The 24,788-nt window shown below is 34.8% G+C and carries 24 protein-coding genes; 9 read left to right on the forward strand and 15 right to left on the reverse strand.

The window, feature by feature from the left end; translation table 11 throughout:
- Window positions 1-39 precede the first annotated feature (39 nt).
- Entirely contained in the window at window positions 40-1,122 is a 1,083-nt protein-coding gene (locus C8P67_RS02765; protein ID WP_115810189.1) for an efflux RND transporter periplasmic adaptor subunit, read from the reverse strand.
- 196 nt (window positions 1,123-1,318) lie between these two features.
- Entirely contained in the window at window positions 1,319-1,681 is a 363-nt protein-coding gene (locus C8P67_RS02770; protein ID WP_147298190.1) for a hypothetical protein, read from the reverse strand.
- A 346-nt stretch (window positions 1,682-2,027) separates the two neighbouring features.
- Here C8P67_RS02770 and C8P67_RS02775 point away from each other — a divergent pair, with 346 nt between their 5' ends.
- Window positions 2,028-2,597, forward strand: a complete 570-nt coding sequence (locus C8P67_RS02775) for a pentapeptide repeat-containing protein (RefSeq protein ID WP_115810193.1) — start codon at window positions 2,028-2,030, stop codon at window positions 2,595-2,597.
- A 72-nt stretch (window positions 2,598-2,669) separates the two neighbouring features.
- Here the strand turns inward: C8P67_RS02775 and C8P67_RS02780 are convergent, their stop codons facing one another.
- The 9 genes from C8P67_RS02780 to glyA form a co-directional block, all read right to left on the reverse strand.
- On the reverse strand, window positions 2,670-3,155 hold the full coding sequence (locus C8P67_RS02780) for a hypothetical protein (protein WP_115810195.1): 486 nt from the start codon (window positions 3,153-3,155) through the stop codon (window positions 2,670-2,672).
- Between the two features lie 169 nt (window positions 3,156-3,324).
- Complete coding sequence (locus C8P67_RS02785; protein WP_115810197.1) at window positions 3,325-3,783, reverse strand: VOC family protein; 459 nt, start codon at window positions 3,781-3,783, stop codon at window positions 3,325-3,327.
- A gap of 225 nt (window positions 3,784-4,008) precedes the next feature.
- On the reverse strand, window positions 4,009-5,748 hold the full coding sequence (locus C8P67_RS02790; RefSeq protein WP_115810199.1) for an alpha-L-arabinofuranosidase: 1,740 nt from the start codon (window positions 5,746-5,748) through the stop codon (window positions 4,009-4,011).
- Window positions 5,749-5,960: 212 nt separating this feature from the next.
- Complete coding sequence (locus C8P67_RS02795; RefSeq protein WP_115810201.1) at window positions 5,961-6,707, reverse strand: LytR/AlgR family response regulator transcription factor; 747 nt, start codon at window positions 6,705-6,707, stop codon at window positions 5,961-5,963.
- On the reverse strand, window positions 6,700-8,400 hold the full coding sequence (locus C8P67_RS02800; RefSeq protein WP_115810203.1) for a sensor histidine kinase: 1,701 nt from the start codon (window positions 8,398-8,400) through the stop codon (window positions 6,700-6,702). Before C8P67_RS02800 ends, C8P67_RS02795 begins: the two co-directional genes overlap by 8 nt.
- Before the next feature lie 119 nt (window positions 8,401-8,519).
- Window positions 8,520-9,017: a GNAT family N-acetyltransferase gene (locus C8P67_RS02805; RefSeq protein ID WP_115810205.1), complete on the reverse strand. Its 498-nt coding sequence runs from the start codon at window positions 9,015-9,017 to the stop codon at window positions 8,520-8,522.
- 150 nt (window positions 9,018-9,167) lie between these two features.
- Window positions 9,168-10,208, reverse strand: coding sequence for a GMP reductase (locus C8P67_RS02810; protein WP_115810207.1), 1,041 nt, complete (start codon window positions 10,206-10,208; stop codon window positions 9,168-9,170).
- 201 nt (window positions 10,209-10,409) lie between these two features.
- Complete coding sequence (gene miaE, locus C8P67_RS02815; protein WP_100430265.1) at window positions 10,410-11,003, reverse strand: tRNA-(ms[2]io[6]A)-hydroxylase; 594 nt, start codon at window positions 11,001-11,003, stop codon at window positions 10,410-10,412.
- Window positions 11,004-11,158: 155 nt separating this feature from the next.
- Window positions 11,159-12,433 carry a serine hydroxymethyltransferase gene (gene glyA / locus C8P67_RS02820; RefSeq protein ID WP_115810209.1) on the reverse strand — a complete coding sequence of 425 codons (1,275 nt, stop codon included), beginning with the start codon at window positions 12,431-12,433 and terminating at the stop codon, window positions 11,159-11,161.
- Between the two features lie 107 nt (window positions 12,434-12,540).
- Between glyA and fahA the strand changes: the two genes are divergently transcribed.
- Entirely contained in the window at window positions 12,541-13,824 is a 1,284-nt protein-coding gene (fahA, locus tag C8P67_RS02825; protein ID WP_115810211.1) for a fumarylacetoacetase, read from the forward strand.
- A 145-nt stretch (window positions 13,825-13,969) separates the two neighbouring features.
- Window positions 13,970-15,154, forward strand: coding sequence for a hypothetical protein (locus C8P67_RS02830; protein ID WP_115810213.1), 1,185 nt, complete (start codon window positions 13,970-13,972; stop codon window positions 15,152-15,154).
- 78 nt (window positions 15,155-15,232) lie between these two features.
- On the opposite strand, the gene C8P67_RS02835 is transcribed toward C8P67_RS02830, so the two are convergent.
- From C8P67_RS02835 to C8P67_RS22040, 4 genes are all read right to left on the reverse strand, one after another.
- Window positions 15,233-16,408 (reverse strand): porin, encoded by a 1,176-nt coding sequence (locus C8P67_RS02835; RefSeq protein WP_115810215.1) that lies wholly within the window; start codon window positions 16,406-16,408, stop codon window positions 15,233-15,235.
- Window positions 16,409-16,458: 50 nt separating this feature from the next.
- Window positions 16,459-17,127, reverse strand: a complete 669-nt coding sequence (locus C8P67_RS02840; protein ID WP_115810217.1) for a carbonic anhydrase — start codon at window positions 17,125-17,127, stop codon at window positions 16,459-16,461.
- Between the two features lie 256 nt (window positions 17,128-17,383).
- Window positions 17,384-17,815, reverse strand: coding sequence for a hypothetical protein (locus C8P67_RS02845; RefSeq protein ID WP_115810219.1), 432 nt, complete (start codon window positions 17,813-17,815; stop codon window positions 17,384-17,386).
- 340 nt (window positions 17,816-18,155) lie between these two features.
- On the reverse strand, window positions 18,156-18,302 hold the full coding sequence (locus C8P67_RS22040; protein WP_170141399.1) for a hypothetical protein: 147 nt from the start codon (window positions 18,300-18,302) through the stop codon (window positions 18,156-18,158).
- A 204-nt stretch (window positions 18,303-18,506) separates the two neighbouring features.
- Between C8P67_RS22040 and C8P67_RS02850 the strand changes: the two genes are divergently transcribed.
- From C8P67_RS02850 to proB, 6 genes are all read left to right on the forward strand, one after another.
- Window positions 18,507-19,136, forward strand: coding sequence for a GNAT family N-acetyltransferase (locus C8P67_RS02850; protein ID WP_115810221.1), 630 nt, complete (start codon window positions 18,507-18,509; stop codon window positions 19,134-19,136).
- 50 nt (window positions 19,137-19,186) lie between these two features.
- A complete protein-coding gene (locus tag C8P67_RS02855) occupies window positions 19,187-20,386 on the forward strand; it encodes an argininosuccinate synthase (RefSeq protein WP_115810223.1) in 1,200 nt (399 codons plus the stop codon).
- Window positions 20,379-21,356 carry an N-acetyl-gamma-glutamyl-phosphate reductase gene (gene argC / locus C8P67_RS02860; protein ID WP_115811018.1) on the forward strand — a complete coding sequence of 326 codons (978 nt, stop codon included), beginning with the start codon at window positions 20,379-20,381 and terminating at the stop codon, window positions 21,354-21,356. The genes C8P67_RS02855 and argC overlap by 8 nt, the downstream gene beginning before the upstream one ends.
- 88 nt (window positions 21,357-21,444) lie before the next feature.
- The gene (locus C8P67_RS02865) at window positions 21,445-22,581 is read left to right on the forward strand and encodes an aspartate aminotransferase family protein (protein ID WP_115810225.1); all 1,137 of its coding nucleotides are present in this window, start codon (window positions 21,445-21,447) and stop codon (window positions 22,579-22,581) included.
- A gap of 136 nt (window positions 22,582-22,717) precedes the next feature.
- The gene (locus C8P67_RS02870) at window positions 22,718-23,914 is read left to right on the forward strand and encodes a glutamate-5-semialdehyde dehydrogenase (RefSeq protein ID WP_115810227.1); all 1,197 of its coding nucleotides are present in this window, start codon (window positions 22,718-22,720) and stop codon (window positions 23,912-23,914) included.
- Between the two features lie 108 nt (window positions 23,915-24,022).
- Window positions 24,023-24,784, forward strand: coding sequence for a glutamate 5-kinase (gene proB / locus C8P67_RS02875; RefSeq protein ID WP_115810229.1), 762 nt, complete (start codon window positions 24,023-24,025; stop codon window positions 24,782-24,784).
- Window positions 24,785-24,788: the final 4 nt, after the last annotated feature.

The raw sequence follows: 24,788 nt of genomic DNA on the forward strand, positions 1-24,788 counted from the left end.
AATTCAGAGACTGTAAACTGAGATCTGAAAACTGACAAACTACTCCGCTTTTAAGCGCAAATGAGTAATAACCTCTTGAGGTTCTTGATATTTGTATTTAATTTTATCATTGTCTTTTACCTTCTGAACACCTTCCAGCAAGATTTTGTCGTTTACAGTTATTCCGCTGTCAATCATGTATAAATCTGGGATTTCACCTTTAATTGTAATTTCTCTAGAGCTAACCGCATCATTTTTATCCACAACAAAAACATATTTTTTATCCTGAATTTCATAAGTAGCTTTTTGTGGAATCACGATTACATCATGAAGCGGTGATTCCATTAGTATCTTTCCAGTTTCTCCGTGTTTCAATAATTTACCTGGATTAGGGAAACGTGCTCGGAAAGCAATATTTCCGGTTTCATTATCAAATTCACTTTCGATAACTTCAACATTTCCTTTTTCTTTAAATGTTGTGCCATTGGCTAAAAGTAACCCTACTCTGCTTTGAGCTCTGCCTTTAATATTTGTTTCATAATCCAAGTATTCAGGTTCAGAAACATTAAAATAAACAAACATCTGGCTGTTGTCTGAAAGGCTGGTAAGTAATTCGCCTTCGTCAATAAGACTTCCTAATTTCTTTGGGATTCTATCGATAGTTCCGTCAAACGGAGCTCTAATTTCGGTAAATGATAAGTGAACTTTTGCAAGTGCAACTTCAGCTTTTGCCTGATCTAATTTGGCTTGAGCAACAGCCTGTTCATTTTTTGAAACTATATTTTTATCTGCTAATGTTTTAGCATTTTTAAGTTCAATTTCAGCCGCTTTTTCTTCAGCCTGCGCGCCCAGTAATTCTGCTTCATAGACTTTTGGCATAATACGGAACAATACTTGGCCGGCTTTTACAAACTGGCCTTCGTCAACATAAATATTCTGCAAAAATCCTTTCTCCTGAGCTCTGATTTCAATGTTTCGGACAGAGCGGATTTGAGAAACATACTGCTTCGTAAATGAAGTGTCAATCTTTACAGGATTAGTAACTTCAAAAGTTTCGGCTTCTTCTTTTTCTTCTTTCTTGCTTGTACAGCTAGTGAGGGACAACACGGCAAGTATGCCAGTGAACATGATAATTCTCTTCATAGTATAAAAATTGGTAATTAAGCGAATGGAAAATTTAGGAATACAGAAATTCCCAAGGTCAGGAAATGACCATCAGTTACTAAGGCGAAACTTAAGCTGTCCGGAATGAAAACACTTAATAAACCAACATTATACAAGATTATATAAACATTGGACATCCCTAAATCACACCTTTAGTAAGTGATGTGAAATGGAATCAAATTCTGAAAACTCCTATTTCAAGATAAATAGGATTATCATGGCCGTAATAAGGCGCAAAAAAATTAAATTGTTTGGAGTTATCCTTGTAGTGCACTTGACGGGAGAATGTCAAATACCAATTTGCCAATAAACTTTTACCAGCAGTTAGATCTTTAATGGAATTGTCAGCGCTGTGAAGTTCTTCATCTAAATCAGCGTCAGCTTCTTCAATCAAGACGCTTCCTGCTTCCGCTTTTTTTACTTTTACCTGATGTTTTTTTACTAAATCAAAAGAAGGTGATTCAGAAATAATCATTTTTGGAGATGTCTCTGCATGCAGATATTGTCCTCCGCCTAACAGCAGAAAAAATAAATACATAAAATATAAAGTGACTCCTCTCATAATGACCCCAAAAGTAATAAAAGAATAAAATAAAAAAACTTTTTTTTGAGCATCGTTATTCGAAAAAGCTATCGAAATCGTTTTCTTTAAGTGATATTTTACAATAATTTATGTTTTATTAACAGTCTGAATCATAATTTTAGTAGTTCAAAATTTACAAATATTACTTTTTAAAATCCGTTTTTAGAAAATTATTGGACACAAAACAACAGGATGCCAAGAGAAATGTTTCAATTTTCGTCACATAAATATTAAATCACATGCTTTTTATAAGCAATAGAAATCGTTTCTTTGCTAATAATTCATAAATTCAATTTCTTACATGCCAGAATATTTTTTCGATCAAGAATACAACAGCCACACTTATGGTATCGATGAAATCAATTTCAAAGAATTTGAGTGCTGTACTTTTAACAGCTGTACATTTTCTGACAGTAATTTTATGGATGTAACCTTTATTGACTGTATTTTTAATGACTGTATTTTCAGCAGGGGCAGAATAAATCATGTGGCTTTGAGAACCGTGACTTTTAACCGATGCGAAATCAAAGAAGTTAATTTTGCAATGTGCAGTAAACTTATTTTTGAAGTACAGTTTAACGATTGTGTATTAGACTTTTCTAAATTTTATACGCTGAAAATAAAAGGAACACCATTTGTAAACTGCAGTCTCATTGCCGTAGATTTTATGGCTGCCGATCTGACCGAAGTTCTTTTTGAAAACTGTGATTTATACCGCGCTGAATTTGCGAAAGCTAATGCTAGTAAAGCCAATTTCAAAACCAGCCGTCATTATACAATAGACCCGAAAACTACTAAATTAAAAAAAGCCATCTTTTCATTAGACGGCTTAAAAGGACTGCTTTATAAACATGATATTATAGTGAAGTAATGCTTTGAAAAAGCACAAAGAAATAACAGACAGCTATTACAGCTATCTCAAACGCAGACTTTCAAGAGTGTCCTAACTAATAAATTCAAAATGGTTTCCTTCGGTGTGTAAAATGTGTTTGGCTTTTTCGATTTCATCAAGAGCACCTTTTACAATCACAACAAATTTGCCTTCTTTTACATGTTCCTGGCATTTAATTACTTCCTCTTCTCTTAATCCTGTAAAAGATAAGAGCGAAACCAAACCACCTGCCACTAAACCTATATCAAGTCCAGCGATAATCCCCACAAGGGCACCTGCTCCATACAAAAAACCAAAACCAGGAATAGCAAAAACACCAATACCGCTAAGCAGTCCTACCAATGTTCCTGCGCTCATCCCGACAATAGCTGGTGTTTTGTTTATCGTATCCAGTGATTTAATTTCAATATGATCTTCTACAACTTCGGCTTTGCCCAACAGCGAAACCTGATTCATCGAAAAGTTCTCCTGACTCAGCCGTTTTATAGCGTTGACAGCTTTATCATGGGTGTCGTAAACTGCAATTTGTGATTTCATAATATATAATTTTAAGTTACTTATAACAGTTAATCTATATCATACTATCCTTAGTAAAGTTACCATTTTAAGCTGTATATATGGCAGGAATTAACTTTACAAATACACAAAATTTCTTTCTTTTAAACTTATTTACAACATATTACAAAAACCATCCATTCAGCGCATCTTATTGAACCATTTCGTCAAACTTTTTCTGCATTTCTTCAAAACTTACATATTCCTTATGAGTGGCTATCATCCATTTATAACCAAAAGGATCTTCTACCTGCCCCGTACGGTCTCCATAAAATTCATCTTTCAGCGGCATCTTTACTGATGCTCCGGCATCGACAGCTTTCTGAAATACAGCATCCACGTCTTTAACATACAAACCAAAAGTTAAAGGGTTTCCGCCAATAGTTTTTGGGCTTAAATTTCCCCAATCGCTGTTCTCTTCAGAAAGCATTAATAAAGAACCTTCGATAGTTATTTCTGCGTGAGCGACTTTGCCGTCTGGATGCAGTAATATGCCTTTTTCAATTGCGCCAAATGCTTTTTTGTAAAATTCTATGGCTTTATGGCAGTCTTTAATTGCGATGTAGGCATTCAACGTATGTGCGCCTGGATAAACGTGTGATGTTTCCATTATTTAAAAAGTTTTTATTTAATACTATTTGATTATCAATACATTAAAATTACTGTTTTCTAAATTACAATTTGTCACAACATGTAAATTATGTAACAGAAGTCATTTATAATACAAATTCAGGATTTGCTACAGAATTGTTTTCGAGATAATAGCGCATAAAAAAACCGAAGCTTTGTTGGCTTCGGTTTTCAATTATTATTTGGACTTATGCAAATACAAAACTTATTTTTTATCAATGATTAAATAAACACTTGACCATGCAGGAACAATAACTTTTATACCTTTATCCGTGGCTGCCGATCTTGCCTTTATCGTTTTATAATCTTTTGGTCCTCCAGCAATATTAGCTGTTCCCTGATCGTTGACTTTTACTTTTCTTGAGAATTCTCCATTATCATTTTCGCCGGATAATGTATACCAGTAAAAACGAGATCCAACTGAAATATTCTTAGTTTTAATTTCTACATTCTGAGCCGTTGCAGAAGCATTGATTAAAGTAACATTGGACTGGCCAGAATCATATATTGAACCATACGCCTTAATATCCTGATTTCCTGCAACAGTAGTCGGAACTAACTTATCTCCCAAATATTTTTGAAAGAAATACATATGATAAAAAGAAGGTCTCGGTGTCCAATCATCTATTCCTGGTTCACCTCTGCTAAATAATCCATGATCATTACCATTATCCCAGCCGTTTGCCAAATCCCATCTTGCTGCTAAACCATAATTATTTTTTATCGCTTCAGCCTGAACAATTACTGCAAAAAGACCGCTCACATTTGAAACCTGCTGTTTTTGATCCTTTGCCCACATATTCCATTCTGTAAATGCAAAAGGTTTTGAAACAGCGCCATTAATTTTCAATTCATTACTAACAAACGACATCATTTCTGAAGGAACTGTTGATGCTGCCTTAATTACGGTAGCAGCAGTAGAATTTTCGTTATAAGGTGTTATATAATTATGAACAATATAATAATCAGGAGCTGTTTCGGCATTCGAATTAATTTCAGGCAGCATCTTGGCATTCCATGTTTTGGTATTTTCAACTTGATAGGACTGAGTTGGAGATTCCTGCATTACAGCTCCAATTTTAATTTCTTTTCCAATTGCTTTTGCCGCTTTGCGCATTTCTCTTGCAAATACCTTAAAATGCTGCGCATAAAGTTTTCCTGTCAAAAGTTCTGGCTGTCCGTCTTGATTTCTTGAAACATCAATACGATATCCCGCTTCCCAATCGGCATAGTTTTCATTACCAATTTCCCAATATTCAGTACGGCCATTATCATAAGTTACCCAATCTGCAGCCAATTTAGCGGCATCCATAACAGGATCTTTCCCAGTTCCATATCTAGCATAACCATAATTACAGGTAATAATCCCTTTGGTATTTGTGTTAGATAGCATTGTATAATAATCATCAATGGTAGGTCTCCAATTTTCATTTGTTTTACCAAATGTAAATCCTTGTTTTTTCCCATCCTTATCAATATAACCATCTGGAATTCCAGGAGATTTATCATCTACAGCATTCCAAAAATAACAATCACTGCCGCTTCCTCCCGGCAATCGCACTATATGCGGTTCTAAATTTGTCATATCAGTTACAAAACTTGACACATTTAATTTTCCTGACCAATTATTTGCATTTTGTCCAAAAATTGAAATCGGAACTTTCGCAATTATTTTTGATGCATCAATAGTTACTGTTACAGATGCTGAAGAAGGTATAGCTGCTTCTGTATAAGCTGGAGTTACATACGTTTTAGCCTGCCAATGATCAAGAAAAAAACCAACAGTACTGGCAACGCCAGGATCTATAGGTTTTACAATCTCAGGTTCTGTTACTGGTGGTGTAGTAGTTACCGGATCACCGTCATCACTGCTTTTTGAACAGGAAATTATAAAAATCCCAAGTAAAAGAAAATAGCAGTTTTTAAAGATAGTTTGTGGCTTCATTTTTGGTTATTAGTTATTGATTTATAGTATTGTAAATCTATTTTTAATATAAAACCTTAACTAATAGTAATTTCTCAAAAACCAAAAATAAAATTACATTATTCTAATAAAAAATAATCCTAAAATACATTATTCCTACTAAAATTTAAAATCGTTTCCCACAATATACTCCCGACCCTATTCAATCCTAAATTTATTAGATAAAATTAGATTTAAATCAAGGCTTTTTTGACCAAATCTTTCTTATTTCGGGAAACAGGAATTCTAATCTGATCATAAAGCAGCAACGTATAATTATCTTCTTTGAGCAGACTTTTTACATGCTTTTTATTTACCAAATGCGATTGATGACAGCGAATAAACCCGTAAACACTAAGCATTTCATCGTATTCATAAAGGGGTACCGTAGAAATTATCGTTTCGCCTTCATCAGTATAAAATAATGTATAACTGTTTTCGCTTTCGCAGCGGACTATATTTTTAACATATACAAAACGGGTTTCTTTGAGGGACGAAATAGCAATCCGATGATCGGAACTATTATTACTTTCTTTCAGGTGATGCAGTAAATTTTGGAGCTGCAGATTTTGATTTTTATGTTTCAGCCTTTCGCTTGTTTTTGCAACTGCTTTTTTTAGCTCTTCAATATCGATTGGTTTCAAAAGATAATCAATCGCAGAAAATTTAATCGCCTGGATTCCATATTGGCTGAAAGCGGTCACAAATATTACTTCAAAATCATACAAATTAAGTTCCTGCAAAACCTGAAAACCATCCTTTTCAGGCATTTGAATATCCAAAAAAACCAAATCGGGCTGACTGCTTTTAATTAATTCTATTCCCTCATTAGGATTCGTCGACGAGCCTGTAACAATAACTTCCGGACAGTATTTTTCCAGCAACCGCTGCAGATTGATAATATTGTTTTGTTCGTCGTCGATGATTATTGCTTTAATCATTTTTAAGCCAGTTTTTATAAAAAACAGAAACTTGGGTTCCTGATAAATCACTTTGTATTCTCATCTCAATTTTCATCTTTTTTGAAGATTGATTAAATAACGTAATTCTGTCTTTAACCAGTTTTAAGCCAAAACCTTTCTGCTCCGCTAATGTATCAAATCCTTTTCCGTTATCTGCTAATTCAAATAGTAAATCATCTTGTTTTTTTGAAACAGTGAGTATAATTTCAGCATTTTCTTTATTAGATATTCCATGTTTTATTGCATTTTCTATCAAAGGCTGAATCAAAAGTGGAAGTGTCTGCGTTTCGTAAACATTGATCTTTTCATCAATTGTCAAACGAAACGAAAAAGGACTTCGCAGCTGTTCTAACTCAATATAATTTTTGATGGTTTTTATTTCGGTTTCGAGGCTTTGTGTTTCCTTTTCACTTGAAGTAAGTGTGCTTCTAAGCAATGAACCAAAACCAGCCAAATATTGATTGGCTTTTTCTATCTGATTATCATTAAGCAAACCTTGAATAGATCCTAAAGCATTGAATACAAAATGCGGGTTAAGCTGCGCATACAGCATTTTGATTTTTGATTTTTGTTCCAATTGCTTTCTTTTGGACACTTTTTTCATCCAAAAGATATAAACAAGTGAAAAAATCAACAAAGAAAACATTCCAACAACAATTTTAAACCATAGCGCTTGATACCAAGCAGGAGCTGTATAATATCTATAAACGGCAATATGCTTAGGGTCGTCTTTGTAACGAACTTCTAGTTTATATTGAGTTCCTGGTTCTTTCGATTCAATGAAAATAATACCATTCGATTTTGTCCATTCCCCAACTTCTGAATTCACATTGATACGATATTCAAAACTATCATAAGTTCTTTTTTTTCTATTTGGTTTTCTGAAAACCAAACAAAATTTTTCGTTTTTATAATGTCGACTTCTATTTCCTATAACTCGTTGTGGAAAATCTTCAGGCCAATCATCATACAAATTTGTGTCATCAAAAGTGCTATCATTCTGAAATTGGTCTAATGTCACTTTCATGAAATTTTCAAGACTTGTTCGATTTTTAAAGCCTTCTGCCTTTTCAATTATAACAAAAGGCTTTTTAGTCCCTTCTTTCTTTTCAAAATTCCATTTTAAAAAACTCTTTTGTCCTTTTTTTCTAATTAGAACTACAAGTTTATCTCCGTTTATCAATGAGTCCGTGTAAGGAATATAACCATTTTCAATATGTCCATTGGTACCAAAGGGAGAAAAAACACTGTCACTAAATTTTTTTGTTTGTGTGACTAAAGTCCAATCTTTTAGGATTTTATTATTTTTTAAAACCTGTATTTCCAAGTTTTCTATTTTATATAAATCTTTATTTGCTTTGAGATTATCAATGAAAATACTTCCAACCATAAATTGGTTATTGTATTCGTTTGAGACTGTTATTTTAATATTGATTTTTTTTCCTAATAAATCACTAAAATACTCTCCATCGGACAAATTCCAATAAAAACCATTTTTATGTTTTTTATCAGAATCCGTAAAATAATAATTCGAAAAGAAATTATTTTCAAATCTAACAGTTGTTTTGTCCAGAACAAAATAACTATTAGCAGCGGGTTTTCCTGTTGTCCTTTTTGATTGCGCGATACTTAACGAAGAAACAAATAGTAATAAGTAAATAAAATATTTCATAATTTTGATTTTTTAGTGAATAATACATTTTTATGAAGCAAATGTAAATGCACTATTGCTAAGAAATCTGGGTTTTTTGAATTGGGTCAGATTCGTCTTGAATCAGACAAAAAAGCAAATTAGAGTTTTTTAATCATCACAAAATCTTCCATGAGATAACCATTTCCGATTTCGATATTGACTTCATCAAAAATTTCAAAACCAATTTTCTGGTAGAAATGCAATGCTTTATTGAACCGGTTTACGTTCAGTAAAAGGGAATCCGAATTATTTTCTAAAGCCCGTTTTTCGACAGCTTCAATAGCAATTCTGCCTATTCCTTTGCCCTGCGTTTCGGGCAGAATATAAATTTTGTGGATTTTCGTTTTATTCTCGTTCTGATAATTATGCTCAATTCCGATAAATCCCAAAACAGTTTCTTCTTCGGTAATTAAATAAAACAACTGTTGTTTTTCATTAAATTGAGCTGTTAAAGCTTCATCAGAATAAAACAAATCCATCATGTATTGTACTTGTTCTTGAGATAGAATTTCGCCATACGTTATTGGCCAAGTTTTATAAACAATATCCTGAATTGTTTTTATATCGCTGTTTACAGCTTCTGAAATTGTAATCATATTTAATAAGTCGAAAGTTTAAATGTCGTAAAGTCAAAAGTCTCTAAATAGAAAAAAATCTTTAATAGAAGAGAAAATAAAACTATTTTACAAATTGACAAAGCGACAACATATTTTGTACTGATACTTAGTAAAAAAGTATTCTATAAATTAATTGGTAAAAACTTGATTTTCCTGTTCACTTACCCGTATAAACGTGGTTCGTTTGGTAAGTTCTTTCAGCCGTGAAGCGCCTACATAAGTACAAGTGCTTCGCAGACCTCCCAAAATATCCAGCAGTGTATTTATAACTTTACCTTTAAAAGGCACCTGAACTGTTTTTCCTTCGCTTGCTCTGTATTCGGCAACACCTCCAACGTGTTTATCCATTGCGGTTGCAGAACTCATGCCATAAAATTGTTTGAATTTTTGTCCGCTGATTTCAATTAGTTCGCCTCCACTTTCTTCATGTCCGGCCAGCATTCCTCCCAGCATCACAAAATCAGAGCCTGCGCCAAAAGCTTTGGCAACATCGCCTGGAATTGCACAGCCTCCATCGCTGATGATATGTCCGCCCAAACCGTGTGCCGCATCGGCACATTCAATAATTGCCGAAAGCTGCGGATATCCGACACCTGTTTTTACACGGGTTGTACATACTGAACCGGGACCGATTCCGACTTTTACAATATCGGCACCGGCTATCAATAGTTCTTCGACCATTTCGCCTGTGACCACATTGCCGGCAATAATAACTTTATCGGGATATTGTTTTCGGGTTTGTTTTAAAAACTGAACAAAGTGTTCCGAATAGCCATTTGCTACATCAATGCAGATAAATCGAAGCAGCGGATTTGCCTTTATAACAGCTGCAATTTTTACTGAATCTTCTTTTCCGGTTCCTGTGCTTATCGCAATATATTTATAGAAATCCGGCGAAACTTTCTGCAGAAAATCATTCCACTCCTGCGGAGTATAGTGTTTATGAATGGCTGTGAACAGCTTTTCTTTGGCCAAAACTGCCGCCATTTCGAAAGTCCCGACAGTATCCATATTTGCTGCCATAATTGGAATTCCTGTCCACGAACCTGTACTGTGCAAAAAATTAAAATTCCGTTCCAGCGAGACTTCCGACCTGCTTTTCAAAGTAGATCTTTTGGGTCTGATCATGACGTCTTTAAATCCTAATTTTAAGTCAGTTTCTATTCTCATGGCTATAGATTTTGGTTACTCTCAAATATAGCCATTTTGAAAGCTGACTCGGTAAAAACGGACAAAAACTAATTACCCATTTATCAACAAAATCTAGAGGTTTAAATTTATTTAAAGTTTAATGTTGTTTAAATTTTAAACTTTTGAATTCCTTTTTGCAAAAGCTAAACCTTAAACTTTTAAACCTTTAAACTAAAAAACCTATCCGTGAATAGTTTCTCCTTTTCCGTAATTCGCAATAATAGATTCTTCATAAGCAAGCCATTCTCTCCAGCGTTTTTCAACATCAATTCCAACTCCGTATTTCCGAGCATAGGTTATAAATGTTGTATAATGTCCCGCCTCACTTTCCATCAGTTCTCTATAAAAAACAGCTAGTTCTTCGTCTTTAATATTTTCAGACAAAACTTTGAAACGCTCACAGCTTCTGGCTTCAATCATAGCCGAAAACAACAATCTTTCTACAAGACCCGAAACTCGGCTTCCGTCACCGCTTTTTTTCATGTACAAGTACAATTCATTTACATAATCGTCTTTGCGCTCACGGCCTAATTTCAGTCCGCGCTTGATAATGATATTGTGCACCTGCTCAAAATGATCGATTTCTTCTTTGGCCAAAGCCAATAAATCTTTTACCAAATCCTGATGCTCCGAATTATTGGTAATTATCGTAATGGCATTGGTAGCCGCTTTCTGCTCGCACCAAGCATGATCAGTAAGAATCTCTTCTATATTTTTTTCTACAATATTAACCCATCTTGGGTCGGTTGGCAGCTGTAATCGTAATACGCCCATTTTTTTAAAGTCTTAAAGTTTTTAAAGTCTTAAAGTCGAAAATTAGAAAATCATAAAGTCATAAAAAAACAAAAGTCGAAAGTCAAAACCAAGACAGAATATTAAATTCAAATCCAAGACTTTCGACTTTCGACTTTAAAACTTTATGACCTAGGTTAGAATACGAAGATTGCTCTTTCGCTCATCATTTCGTCAACTTCGCTTGCTACCGCTTCGATAACATCTTCGTTTGTATGGTCAGATAAAACTCTGTCGATTAAATCAACAATAGTTTCCATATCTTCTTCCACAAGACCACGAGTTGTAACTGCTGCAGTTCCCACACGGATACCTGAAGTTACAAATGGTGATTTATCATCAAATGGAACCATGTTTTTATTTACAGTGATTTCTGCTTTTACCAATGCATTTTCAGCATCTTTTCCAGAAATATTTTTGTTTCTAAGGTCAATCAGCATCATGTGATTGTCTGTCCCTCCAGAAATGATATTGTATCCTCTTTTTACAAAAGCATCAGCCATTGCGTTTGCATTTTTTTGCAATTGCAAAGCATACGTAAAGAACTCATCTTGTAAAGCCTCTCCAAAAGCTACTGCTTTTGCTGCAATGATATGCATTAAAGGTCCTCCTTGATTTCCAGGGAAAACAGCTAAGTCTAACAAAGAAGACATCATTCTGATTTCACCTTTTGGAGTTTTCAATCCCCATGGATTTTCAAAATCTTTCCCCATTAAAATCAAACCACCTCTTGGTCCACGTAAAGTTTTGTGAGTTGTAGTTGTTACAATATGACAGTGAGGAATTGGGTCATTCATCAGCCCTTTTGCGATAAGCCCAGCTGGATGAGAAATATCAGCCATCAAAATTGCTCCAACGCTATCAGCTATTACTCTAAAACGTTCAAAATCCATATCACGAGAATATGCCGAAGCACCCGCAACGATTATTTTTGGCTGTTCTTTAGTAGCTATTTCTTGAATTTTATCATAATCTAATCTTCCCGTTTCTTTATCTACACCATAGAAAACTGGGTTATAAACACGTCCTGAAAAGTTAACAGGAGAACCGTGAGTCAAGTGACCACCGTGAGACAAATCGAATCCTAATATTTTATCACCTGGCTGTAAACAAGCGTGGTATACAGAAGCATTAGCCTGAGAACCAGAGTGTGGCTGAACGTTTGCATATGCAGCACCAAACAATTCTTTGGCTCTGTCGATAGCAATCTGCTCTACAACATCAACTACTTCGCAGCCTCCGTAATATCTTTTACCAGGATAGCCTTCAGCATATTTATTTGTTAAAATAGAACCAGCTGCTTCTATTACTTCGTCACTTACAAAATTCTCTGAAGCAATAAGTTCTAGCCCGTGAATCTGTCTGTCTTGTTCTTCTAAAATAAGGTCAAAAATTTGTTTGTCGCGTTGCATTTCTTTGATTTTCGTTAATTTGACGCAAAAATACAAAAAAACGTTTGGTAAACAATTAGATTATAATATATTTGACAAGTAATTTTCAACAAAACAATACCATTATCATGCCAATAACAGCCAACGACACTAGTAGAAAATCATGGTTAGAGGTACAGCCCGACAGCGACTTCCCTATCCAAAATATTCCGTTTGGAGTTTTTCTTACCAAGGAAAACATTGTGACAGTAGGCTCTAGAATTGGTGATTTTGCAATCGACTTAGGTGCTTTACAGCAGTTAAATTACTTCGAAGGAATTGAATTGACAGATGATATGTTCATGCAGGATACTTTGAATGATTTCATTTCCGACGGGCAGAAAACATGGCGTTTGGTCCGAAACAGAATTGCAGAAATTTTTGATGCCACAAATCCTGAATTAAGAGACAATACCAAACATAAAGACATCGTTATTTTCAAGATGGAAGATGTAGAAATGCAGCTTCCTGTACTGATTGGCGATTACACCGATTTTTATTCGAGCAGAGAACATGCAACCAATGTAGGCAAAATGTTTCGTGATCCCGAAAATGCTTTACTGCCAAACTGGCTTCACGTTCCTGTAGGATACCACGGAAGAAGTTCTTCTATTATTCCGTCTGGAATTCCTGTTCACAGACCGATGGGACAGATTCTGCCAAACGGCGAGACTTCACCTGTTTTTGGACCTTCACGATCAGTTGATTTCGAATTGGAAACTGCTTTCATCACGACCGACTGCAATATCATGGGAGAAACTATTCCCATTGCCGAAACCGAAGATTATATTTTCGGAATGGTTTTAATGAATGACTGGAGCGCACGCGATATCCAAAAATGGGAATACGTACCGTTAGGACCATTTTTAGCGAAAAACTTTGCCACTTCTATCTCTCCTTGGATTATTACAATGGATGCCTTGGAACCTTTTAAAACTAAAGGTCCAAAGCAGGAACCAACACCTTTCCCTTATTTACAGCAAAAAGGAAAACATACATTCGATATTAATCTCGAAGTGGCCATTGCTCCCGAAAATGCAGAGCCTACGGTTGTTTCCAGAACCAACTTTAAATATATGTATTGGAGTATGAGCCAGCAGTTAGCACATCATACCTCTAATGGATGCCGTGTTAATTCAGGCGATATGATGGGATCGGGAACTATTTCGGGATCAACTCCGGACAGCTACGGTTCCATGCTTGAATTATCATGGGGCGGAAAAAATCCAATAACACTAAATGACGGCTCTCAGCGTAAATTCATTAATGACGGTGACACTGTAATCATGAAAGGATACAGTCAAAACGGTCAGGTTCGAATTGGTTTTGGCGAGTGTTCAAGTAAATTACTACCTCCATTTGTAAGACAATAAACAAACTTATTTTATACAGACCGGCAATTGTTTAATTGTCGGTTTTTTTTTGAAATATTTTGACCAGAATACTTTAAGGAATAGTAAGTTTGCAACAATTTATTTTAGAGCCTAAAGGATTCAAACAATTCATTACCCCCATTCAATGAAAAAAATTACTTATATAATTACATTTTTTATTCTGCTAACCTCCTGTGGAGTAAAACAAACTCAAAATAATGTAACTTCTGGAAATTATGATACTGCAATTGATATTGCCATTTCTAATTTACGAACTAATAAAGACAAAAAAAGCAAGCAAGAGTATATCTATTTGCTCGAAGAGGCTTTCGCCAAAGCTAAAGAGAGAGATTTAAACACTGTCAGTTTTTTAAGCAAAGAAAATAATCCAAACGATTTAGAGAAAATCTACAATACTTATTTGGCTTTAAATGACCGTCAAGAGAGAATAAAACCATTGCTTCCGCTAAAGTTAATCAAAGAAGGACGAAATGCCATTTTCCCATTCGATGATTATACTAGCCAAATCATTAACAGCAAAAAAGCTTTATCTAATCACTTGTACACTAATGCAAAAGCTTTGATGCTGACTAAAAACAAAATGAATTACCGCAGAGTTTATGATGATTTAATCCATTTAGACAAAATAAATCATAACTACAAGGATATTGCAGACATGATGGATGAAGCTCAGTCTAAAGGAACTGATTATGTAATTGTAAACACTCTAAATGAAACCGGCATGATTATTCCTGCTCAGCTGCAGGATGATTTATTGGATTTCAAAAGCTATAACCTAAATGATAAATGGACGATTTATCATAGTGAAAAACAAAAAGACTTCACTTATGATTACCGCATGGTTATAAACTTCAGATCAATCTTAATTTCACCTGAACAAATAAAAGAAAGAGAATTTACAAAAGAGCGTCAGGTCGTTAATGGAAAAAGAAAGCAGCTTGATGCCAATGGAAAAATTGCTTTGGACAAGGATGGAAAACCAATAATGATCGACAACATGATCACTGCATTTGTAAAAATAAACGAAGTCAGACAATTCAAATCGTGCCAGATAACAGCCAAAGTGGATTACTTTAACAGTAAAACCAAACAATCGCTAGGATCATTCCCAATAAGCAGTGAATTTGTTTTTGAAAATATTTATGCATCGTACAAAGGTGATACTCGTGCCGCTGATGATGGTTACAGCCAAAATTTTTATAACAAAGCCATACCTTTCCCAACCAGTGAACAGATGATTTATGATACTGGCGAAAATTTAAAAGCTAAAATCAATGGGGTTATTACTGAGAATCCGTTTAAAAAATAAACCGTTGAATTACAAAGAAAAAGGAACTCCAGATACGAGTTGCTTTTTCTTATTTATACCGATAAAGTTTTTTTTTAATCACAGAATCAGCAGCGGCGCAATTATACCAAAACTAAGCTGTCCTGTTGATCCGTTTTTTACTCCAAAATTATCTTGCGCATAAGCAGAATAATTGTTTCTTTTCGCAACATAACCTGCGTAAAACTTTATGTTTATATCCGAAAATGGAGAGTATTCAACTGTTGGAATAATACCATACGTAGTCACCATAAGATTATTTTCACTTGAATTGGAAGTACCTTTCCAATACGCATTATCATTCATTAATGTAAGCAGCAGATTCAGTTTTGGACGCACCATATACTCTGCTCTGATCCAGTTTTCAACATAAGAAACTTTTTCTGCTGCATAAGGATATTTACTTTTTATAATATTAGTAACCACGCATTTTTGATCCAAATCCTCTTTGCTATATTGGAAATCATAATACAGGACTAATTTATTATTTTTGTATTTATTCCCAAGAGAAATAAAATTTCTACCAGCGTTGTCAGCATCTATAAAATGACTGTAACTGTAGGTTGTCTCTAATTTTCCTTCAAAAAAACTGCCTTTCCAATTCCCTACTGCTGCCAAAGGTGTTTCTGTCGCAGTAATTCCGGGAGGTGCTGTAGTTCCATATTGATCCTGAAACGTTTTGGTCCTGGAATTAAGCAGCTGAAAATTGAACTTATTTTTATGATCATCTAACGCATAAGAAAGTGAAGCTCCTACCAAAAAATTTTCATTGTAATTATTAATCGTATTATAAGATAAAATCTCTATTGGATTCATCAGCAGTTCATAACCGCCCCAATCGCCTATCATTTTCCCAGCACTCAGTTTGGTTTGCGAGTCTAAATCAAAAGTCAAATAAGCCATATCCACCGAACGGTTGACATTGTCAATCGTGTTGGTTTCGGCAGTTTTGGTATATCGGTTACGGAATCTAAAGAATATTTTCTCATGGATTTTTCCTTTTACTTCCAATCGTAACTGATTCATAGAAAAAAGGGAATTCGTATGACTGCCATCCAAAAAATAATTATCAAAAGCCATACGGGTATTAAAGATAACATCTACGTCTTTTAATAAAGATACTTTGGAAGCTGGAATCAAAGGCTGATAGATTGGATTTGTTTCTTGGATTTGTTTTTGTCCAAAAGAAATGACTGGCAGCAAAACTAATATCCAGTACTTGAAAGACTGTTTCATTATGTGGTATTTTGACAATTCTAAAATTCAATTATTTTTCAACAAACAGACTATTTTTTGATTTCGGAATCAAAAGTTACCTTACCATTTTCAATATCATATACCGCCCCAATAATTGTAATTTTCTTTTGATGATAGCTTTCCTTTAAAATTGGTTCAGCCTTTTTCAAAAACTCAACACCATGTTGCACATTGGCATTTACAGCATTATCGATGGATAATTTATCTTCTTTCACAAGCTCATTTTCTTCTTTCTCACTTTCGATATATTCCACTATTTTTTTGATATGATCCTCGTGGTTATAATTCCCTTTTGAATCAATAAAAGCCTTAATCGCTCCACAACCTTTATGCCCCATCACGACAATCAATTTACAGTCTAAATGCTCTACGGCATACTCTATGCTTCCCAATTCGTAATCCCCAATAACATTTCCAGCAGTTCTAATCGAGAAAATATCGCCTAGACCTTGATCAAAGACAAGTTCTGCCGGCACTCTGGAATCCGAACAGCTCACTACAACAGCAAACGGATGCTGTCCTGCTTTTAGTTCTCTTAATCTTTCGAGTGTTTCATCAGGATGCATCGGTTTTCCCGAGACAAATCTTTTATTACCTTCTTCAAGTTTTTGCAACGGAGATAAATTAGTGTTTTCAGTGTGATTACAAGCAGATAATACGCTTATAAATAGTAGATAAAGCAGTACTTTTTTTAACATGATGTTTCTTTTACAATAAATTTAAGTCAATCCTAAAACTTGAACCAACTTATTCTTCTCAATGAGAAGGCAAATTTAAAAACATCAATTCGGGCAAATATTGATATTTATCATATTTGACGGATTAATTTCATGTGAAATTTTGTAGAAAAAAAAGAGATTTTGCTCTTTTTTTAAGATTAATGCATCACAAAAAAGAAACAGCCTCACTAAAGTTTAGCGAAGCTGTTTCTTTTATAATACCACAAAAATTAAGTCAATACATTTCAGGTGTCAAAACCACTTTAAAAAGCATTTTTTGATTATTATCTCTGTAAATATAGGCCACTGTAGTATTGTTGCTTCTAAAAGCTTCCAGACTTGGGTTTGTTTTCGAACTGCTTAAAATTTCCTTTTCTACCGATGTTTTTAGTGCTTTAACATCAATATTTTCTTTTAGAACACGAACTAAGATAAAATCATACTGCACCGTATTATCAGGCAACAAATTGACGCTTTCCATACGAATATCATCGCTGATCATCATTGGACAAGCATTGTTATAATTAGCTACTAATGGAGCAATTTCATTTCCTACCATTTTATTTTTAAAGTAAAAATGCTGCGCAAAAAATATTAGAGCAATAACAAAAACGATTTTAATTACTTTTCGAATGAGTATTCTTTTTTTCCTTTTCTTATCTTCCATTTTTTATGTGCGGTGTTTTTACGAATTTACTTTTAAAACACCAATGATTAGTCTGTTTCAGTAAAATTTAGAAAACCCAAATCAGCGATTAGTAACCTACAGAATATTATTGATGATCAAAACTTCTTTCTTTCGTTTCCAAATATACCAAATATCACTAACAAATTTTAAACGAACATAGTTTCCATATTCATTGTGACAAAATTTTAAAAAAATAAAACTTTCCCAAAAAAGAAAAAACATAGTCTGAAATACAGTTTTTTAAATTATTTTTTCTTTTTATTACAAAAACTATTCTATTTGTTAAAAATTTGACTTTTACAAAAAAATCAGCCAGCTGTTAAAAAATTAATCGTACTTTTGCACCAATGAAAAAAATAGAAACATATAAAACAGTTATCTCTCGGATAATAACACTTAGGACTTCTCCCGAAGTACGGATGCTATAGTTATAGCCTCCATTGTGAAATCGTATTATATCATTCATTTCTTATTTTTATCGTTTTGAAATTATTTCCATTTTTATTTGGATTAATACATCCAAAAGAAATCACCAAACAAATTTTATCTCTCTGTAATTCAATTATTTGGATTGCCATTTCTTGTAATTGCTTTATATTTGGCATTGCAGAAAATGAGCAGACCAAACTCTGTTACAGCACATTTTTTAACCTAAAATATAATTCTTGAAATGAATATTTCTATTGTAGTAACTCAGGAAGAACATTATAAGTATGCGCAGGAAATATGCGATACGATAGAATCGTCTGCCCTGCTGAGAGGTACTGGAATTGCCAAAAGAACGCCGGAATACATCATAAAAAAGATGGAAAAAGGTGATGCTGTGATTGCACTTAACAACGAGATTTTTGCCGGTTTCTGCTATATCGAAAGCTGGCAGCACGGTCAGTTTGTAGCTCACTCTGGTTTAATTGTACATCCAGATTACAGAAATTTGGGATTGGCCAAAAAAATCAAATCGTTTGTATTTGACTATTCGCTAAAAAAATACCCTGAAGCCAAAGTTTTCGGAATCACAACTGGTCTTGCAGTAATGAAAATCAATTCGGACTTAGGATACAAACCAGTTCCATTTTCGGAATTGACTAATGATCCTAGTTTTTGGAAAGGCTGTCAAACCTGTACCAACTTTGAAATCTTGAAAAGTAAAGATTACAAAATGTGTCTGTGTACCGGAATGCTTTACGATCCGAAGGAAAAACCTAAAGATCCGCCAAAACATCCATACAACGTAAGAATCTGGAATCGTTTGAAAGAAATTAAACAAGCGCTTTTTTTAAAAAAAGAAACCAAAAGTTAAAAATATAATTATCAAATCGGAGCTTTTCAAACTCCACAAAACAATATAAAATGGGAAGTAAAAAAGTAGTATTAGCTTATAGCGGAGGATTGGACACATCATATTGTCTTAAATATTTGAAAAATGAAAAAGGATATGAAGTTCATACTGTATTGATCAACACTGGCGGTTTTGACGATGCTGAATTAAAAGCAATCGAAGACAGAGCTTATGAACTAGGAAGTGCAAAACACGCTAACTTGACTATCCTTGATAAATATTACGACAAAGCTATCAAATATTTGATTTATGGTAATGTATTAAAAAATAATACTTACCCATTATCAGTAAGTGCTGAAAGAGTTTTTCAGGCAATCGAAGCTATAAAATATGCCAAATCTGTTGGCGCAACTGCTATTGCACACGGAAGCACTGGTGCTGGAAATGACCAAATTCGTTTTGACTTGATTTTCCAAACCATCGCTCCTGAAATCGAAATTATTACTCCTATCCGTGACTTGAAATTATCTCGTCAGGAAGAAGTTGATTATTTAGCAAAAAATGGTGTTCATTATTCTTGGGAAAAAGCACAATACTCTATCAACAAAGGATTGTGGGGAACTAGTGTTGGAGGAAAAGAAACATTAACTTCAGGACAGCCGTTGCCTAGCGAAGCTTACCCATCTCAATTACAAAAAACTGGCGAAGAGAAAGTAACTTTAGAATTCAAAAAAGGGGAACTAGTTGCTGTAAATGGTGTTGCTGACAAACCTTCAAACAACATTGTTACTTTAGAAAAACTAGCCAATGCTTACGCAATTGGAAGAGATATCCACGTTGGTGATACCATTATCGGAATTAAAGGAAGAGTTGGTTTTGAAGCAGCTGCGCCGCTAATCATCATCAAAGCACACCATTTATTAGAGAAACACACTCTAGGAAAATGGCAGCAATATTGGAAAGAACAGCTAGGAAACTGGTACGGAATGCTTTTTCACGAAGGCCAGTTTTTGGATCCTGTCATGAGAAACATCGAAACCTTCCTTGAAGACACTCAAAAAACAGTAAACGGAACGGTAACTGTTTCGTTGAAACCATACCATTTCTCATTGGATGGAATCGAGTCTGCTAATGATTTAATGAACACTGGTTTTGGACAATACGGAGAAATGAACAATGCCTGGACATCTGACGATGCGAAAGGATTTATTAAAATTTTAGGTAACGCACAGAATATATTTTCATCTGTAAACAATGAAAGCTATGATTAATGTTGGAATAATAGGCGGATCAGGTTATACGGCTGGAGAATTAATCAGAATACTGATGTTTCATCCAAATGCCAAACTTGATTTTGTTTACAGCACCACCAATGCAGGAAAACCGCTTTCAGTAGCGCATCACGATTTGCTTGGCGATATCGAAATGAATTTCACCGACAAAGTAAATCCTGATGTAAACGTATTATTTCTGTGTTTAGGACATGGAAAATCTAAAACCTTTTTGACCGAAAACCAATTTGCCAGCCATACTAAAATTATTGATTTAGGAAATGATTTCAGATTGAACAAAGACGAAGTTTTTGACGGAAAAAAATTCATTTACGGCTTACCGGAATTAAACAAACCAGCGATTAAAAACGCTCAGTTTATTGCGAATCCTGGATGCTTTGCAACCGCAATTCAATTGGCTTTATTACCATTGGCGGAAGCCAAATTATTGAACAGCGACGTTCATATCAACGCTACAACTGGAAGCACAGGTGCTGGAGTTAGCCTTTCAGAAACCTCACATTTTAGCTGGAGAAACAACAATATGTCGCATTACAAAGCTTTCGAACACCAACATTTGGGCGAGATTTCAGAAAGTCTGCACCAATTGCAGGCTGATTATAAAAACGAACTGCTCTTCATTCCGAACAGAGGGGATTTCCCAAGAGGAATTTTTGCAACATTATACACCACTTGCGAAGAAAGTCTGGAAGATATTGTTGCCAAATATGAAGCATTTTATCAAAATCAGCCTTTTGTAACCGTTACCACAACTGGCATCAACATGAAACAGGTGGTTCAAACAAATAAATGTATCATTAGTTTAGTCAAAAAAGGGAACCGGATTTTGATCACTTCGGTGATCGATAATTTAGTCAAAGGCGCTTCGGGGCAAGCCATCCAAAACATGAATTTAATGTTTGGATTGGAAGAAACCACAGGACTGCATTTGAAACCATCTGGATTTTAATAATTAAGTTGATGGTTGTCGGTTGATAGTTGATTGAAAAATACTATAACCGACAACCAGCAACAATCAACCAAAAACTAAAAAGAAAATGAACTTATTTGACGTTTACCCATTATACCCTATTACTCCTGTAAAAGCTTTAGACTGCACGATTACAGATGATAAAGGAATTGAATATTTAGATTTATACTCTGGTCACGGAGTAATTTCAATCGGACATACACATCCTGATTATGTTGCGAAAATAAAAGAACAATTGGATAATTTGAATTTCTATTCGAATGCGATTCAGAATCCATTACAAGTAGAATTAGCCGAGAAACTAGGTAAAGCATCTGGTTTGACAGATTTCAGCTTATTTCTTTGCAGTTCTGGTGCTGAAGCCAATGAAAATGCTTTGAAAGTAGCTTCTTTTCATACTAATAAATCAAGAGTCGTTGCTTTTCATAATTCATTCCACGGAAGAACTTCTGCTGCTGTTGCGGTTACGGATAACAAAAAAATTGTTGCTCCAATTAATGCGCAACAGGTTGTTACATTTTTGCCTTTGAATCAAATTGATTTGGTCGAAGCAGAACTAAAAAAAGGTGATGTCTGCGCTGTGATTATTGAAGGAATTCAAGGTGTGGGTGGTTTAGACCAAGGTACAGCTGAGTTCTTTCAAGCATTAGAGAAAGTTTGTAAAGCCTATGATGTAGTTTTAATTTTAGACGAAGTACAGTCAGGATATGGAAGAAGCGGGAAGTTTTTTGCTTTTCAGCACCACGGAATCAATGCCGATATTATCACGACTGCAAAAGGAATGGGGAATGGTTTCCCGATTGGCGGGGTTTTAATTTCACCTAAATTCAAAGCAAGTCACGGTTTATTGGGAACCACTTTTGGCGGAAGTCATTTGGCTTGTGCAGCAGGAATTGCAGTTTTGGATGTAATCGAAAAAGAAAACTTAATAGCAAACACCAATAAAGTATCTGACTATTTCATGGAGGCGATCAAACAAGTTCCTGAAATTATCAAAGTGAAAGGAAAAGGACTAATGCTGGGAGTTGAATTTGACTTTGATGTGAGTGCTTTAAGAAAAAAACTGATTATTGAAAAATACATTTTCACTGGGGGAGCCAACAATAAAAACTTATTGAGAATTCTTCCGCCATTGACGATTACAACTGAAGCTATTGATACTTTTATTATTGCTTTAAAAGAATCATTAGCTGAACTGAAATAGTAAGCTGCGTGAGGGATAGCAGTGGAGCTCTTTTTATAATTAGCGATTTTTTTCGCTAATTATAAAAAAACGGGAACGAATAGCCCGACCCGCTTTTTCTGCGGGTCACGCCCAAAAATTAACTAACCAAAAAACAATGAATACAATACTTCCAATCGAAAAAAGAAATGCTGTTCTAACCACAATGGCTGCTTTATTAGAGCAAGAAAGAGAGGTGCTGAAAAGTATCAATCAACAGGATTTAGCCAATTATTCAGGCGAAGATTTGGCAATGGAAAAACGTCTGCTTGTTGATAATGCAAAAGTGGATGCCATGATTCTTTCTTTGCAGCAATTAGCTAGTCAGGAGGATCCGGTTGGACAGGTTCGATTTACTTTCACTCATGAAAACGGAATGAAAATCAGCAACAAAACGGCTGCTTTTGGAACTATTTTAATTATATACGAATCTCGTCCAGACGTAACTGTCGAAGCGGGAGGAATCGCTTTTAAATCGGGGAATAAAATCCTTTTGAAAGGCGGAAAAGAATCACTGCTTTCGAACCAGAAAATTGTAAGTCTTTGGCATCAAGCCTTAACAAACAATGGGGTTTCTGCGGATTGGGTGGAATATTTGAATTATGACAGGACTCAAACTCAGGAATTCCTTGAAAAACCAACGCAAAAAGTAGATTTAATTGTACCTCGTGGCGGCGAAAAATTAATCGAATTTACCAAGAAACATGCTACCTGCCCAGTTATTGTAAGCGGACGCGGAAATAACTTTGTGTATGTAAATGCCGACGCTGATTTAGAAAAAGCAATGGCGATTATCATTAACGGTAAAACGTCTAATATCTCTGTTTGCAATGCTTTAGACAAAGTGCTAATTGATACCAATCTGCCAAATTGGGAAGTTTTCGCTAAACAATTAGTAACTGAATTAGAGAAATTCAAAGTGACTATTCTAGGAGATGATGCTTTCGCAAAAGCGACTGGAGTTCCAGCAATTGAGAGTGATTTGATTTGGTACGAAGAATTTTTAGATTACAAAATCGTGATTGGAACAATCAATTCTAATCAGGAAGCGATTGCCAAAATCAATAAATATTGTGGCGGTCACTCTGCTTCTATCATTACTAAAAACGAAGCTTTGGCACAAGAATTTATGGAGAATGTAGATGCCTCTTCTGTATATCACAATGCCTCTACCCGCTTTACTGATGGAGGGCAATTTGGTCTTGGAGGAGAATTGGCAATCAGTACTGATAAATTACACCAGCGCGGACCAATTGGTTTACAGCATTTGGTAACCAATAAATGGTACGTTTACGGTGATGGACAAATTAGATAGCAGAATTTAGATTGCAGATTAACGATTTTTAATTTTAGATATAGCTTTGCGAACCTTGCGTTTACAGAGATCCAAATAAAAACCTTGCGCCCTTTGCGGTTAAAAACAATGGCAAAAAAAAGAATATTATTAAAGTTAGGCAGTAATACCTTAACCAAAGAAACCAATCATATTTCGAGAGGAAAGATTGAGGATATTGGGGTACAAATAGCCGCTTTGCAGGACGAATACGAATTCATTATTGTGAGTTCAGGAGCTATTGCAGCAGCCAAACAATTCGTAAAACTGGACAATAATGACAAAGATGTTTTTGTAAAGCAAGCATTAGCATCCATTGGACAGCCTCATTTGATGCGGATTTACCATGAGAATTTCAGCGATTTGGGATTGCATATTTCACAATGTTTACTGTCATATTCTGATTTTGAAAAACAGCAGTCCAAAGTCAATATTGTAAACACCATCAATGTATTGGTCAAAAACAATTACATTCCGATTATCAATGAAAATGACACCGTTGCAACCGATGAGATAAAATTTGGAGACAACGATAAATTGGCGGCTTTGACGGCAGTATTGTTAAATGTTGACATTCTGATTATTGCAACCAACACCAACGGAATTTACACCAAATCGTCAATAAACGATGAAGTACCGGAAACGATACAATTAGTTACTGATTTATCGCTTTTGCAAAAAGAAATCGGAGACAAAAAATCGTCTCATGGAACTGGAGGCATGCAGTCTAAAATCGATTCGGCGGCTATTGCCAAAGCAGGAAATATCGAAACTTGGATTGTAAACGGACTAGAAGACAATTTTATGCTGAAGGCATTAAAAGGAGAAATTAAGTTTACAAAAATTGCTTAAAATC

It is taken from the genome of Flavobacterium aquicola (assembly GCF_003385115.1).
Taxonomy (GTDB): Bacteria; Bacteroidota; Bacteroidia; order Flavobacteriales; family Flavobacteriaceae; genus Flavobacterium; species Flavobacterium aquicola.

Bases quoted from the DNA above. Each gene is read 5' to 3' on its own strand.
- C8P67_RS02765 (WP_115810189.1), bottom strand. From the start codon at position 1,122: ATGAAGAGAATTATCATGTTCACTGGCATACTTGCCGTGTTGTCCCTC.
- C8P67_RS02770 (WP_147298190.1), bottom strand. From the start codon at position 1,681: ATGTATTTATTTTTTCTGCTGTTAGGCGGAGGACAATATCTGCATGCA.
- C8P67_RS02775 (WP_115810193.1), top strand. From the start codon at position 2,028: ATGCCAGAATATTTTTTCGATCAAGAATACAACAGCCACACTTATGGT.
- C8P67_RS02780 (WP_115810195.1), bottom strand. From the start codon at position 3,155: ATGAAATCACAAATTGCAGTTTACGACACCCATGATAAAGCTGTCAAC.
- C8P67_RS02785 (WP_115810197.1), bottom strand. From the start codon at position 3,783: ATGGAAACATCACACGTTTATCCAGGCGCACATACGTTGAATGCCTAC.
- C8P67_RS02790 (WP_115810199.1), bottom strand. From the start codon at position 5,748: ATGAAGCCACAAACTATCTTTAAAAACTGCTATTTTCTTTTACTTGGG.
- C8P67_RS02795 (WP_115810201.1), bottom strand. From the start codon at position 6,707: ATGATTAAAGCAATAATCATCGACGACGAACAAAACAATATTATCAAT.
- C8P67_RS02800 (WP_115810203.1), bottom strand. From the start codon at position 8,400: ATGAAATATTTTATTTACTTATTACTATTTGTTTCTTCGTTAAGTATC.
- C8P67_RS02805 (WP_115810205.1), bottom strand. From the start codon at position 9,017: ATGATTACAATTTCAGAAGCTGTAAACAGCGATATAAAAACAATTCAG.
- C8P67_RS02810 (WP_115810207.1), bottom strand. From the start codon at position 10,208: ATGAGAATAGAAACTGACTTAAAATTAGGATTTAAAGACGTCATGATC.
- miaE (WP_100430265.1), bottom strand. From the start codon at position 11,003: ATGGGCGTATTACGATTACAGCTGCCAACCGACCCAAGATGGGTTAAT.
- glyA (WP_115810209.1), bottom strand. From the start codon at position 12,433: ATGCAACGCGACAAACAAATTTTTGACCTTATTTTAGAAGAACAAGAC.
- fahA (WP_115810211.1), top strand. From the start codon at position 12,541: ATGCCAATAACAGCCAACGACACTAGTAGAAAATCATGGTTAGAGGTA.
- C8P67_RS02830 (WP_115810213.1), top strand. From the start codon at position 13,970: ATGAAAAAAATTACTTATATAATTACATTTTTTATTCTGCTAACCTCC.
- C8P67_RS02835 (WP_115810215.1), bottom strand. From the start codon at position 16,408: ATGAAACAGTCTTTCAAGTACTGGATATTAGTTTTGCTGCCAGTCATT.
- C8P67_RS02840 (WP_115810217.1), bottom strand. From the start codon at position 17,127: ATGTTAAAAAAAGTACTGCTTTATCTACTATTTATAAGCGTATTATCT.
- C8P67_RS02845 (WP_115810219.1), bottom strand. From the start codon at position 17,815: ATGGAAGATAAGAAAAGGAAAAAAAGAATACTCATTCGAAAAGTAATT.
- C8P67_RS22040 (WP_170141399.1), bottom strand. From the start codon at position 18,302: ATGAATGATATAATACGATTTCACAATGGAGGCTATAACTATAGCATC.
- C8P67_RS02850 (WP_115810221.1), top strand. From the start codon at position 18,507: ATGAATATTTCTATTGTAGTAACTCAGGAAGAACATTATAAGTATGCG.
- C8P67_RS02855 (WP_115810223.1), top strand. From the start codon at position 19,187: ATGGGAAGTAAAAAAGTAGTATTAGCTTATAGCGGAGGATTGGACACA.
- argC (WP_115811018.1), top strand. From the start codon at position 20,379: ATGATTAATGTTGGAATAATAGGCGGATCAGGTTATACGGCTGGAGAA.
- C8P67_RS02865 (WP_115810225.1), top strand. From the start codon at position 21,445: ATGAACTTATTTGACGTTTACCCATTATACCCTATTACTCCTGTAAAA.
- C8P67_RS02870 (WP_115810227.1), top strand. From the start codon at position 22,718: ATGAATACAATACTTCCAATCGAAAAAAGAAATGCTGTTCTAACCACA.
- proB (WP_115810229.1), top strand. From the start codon at position 24,023: ATGGCAAAAAAAAGAATATTATTAAAGTTAGGCAGTAATACCTTAACC.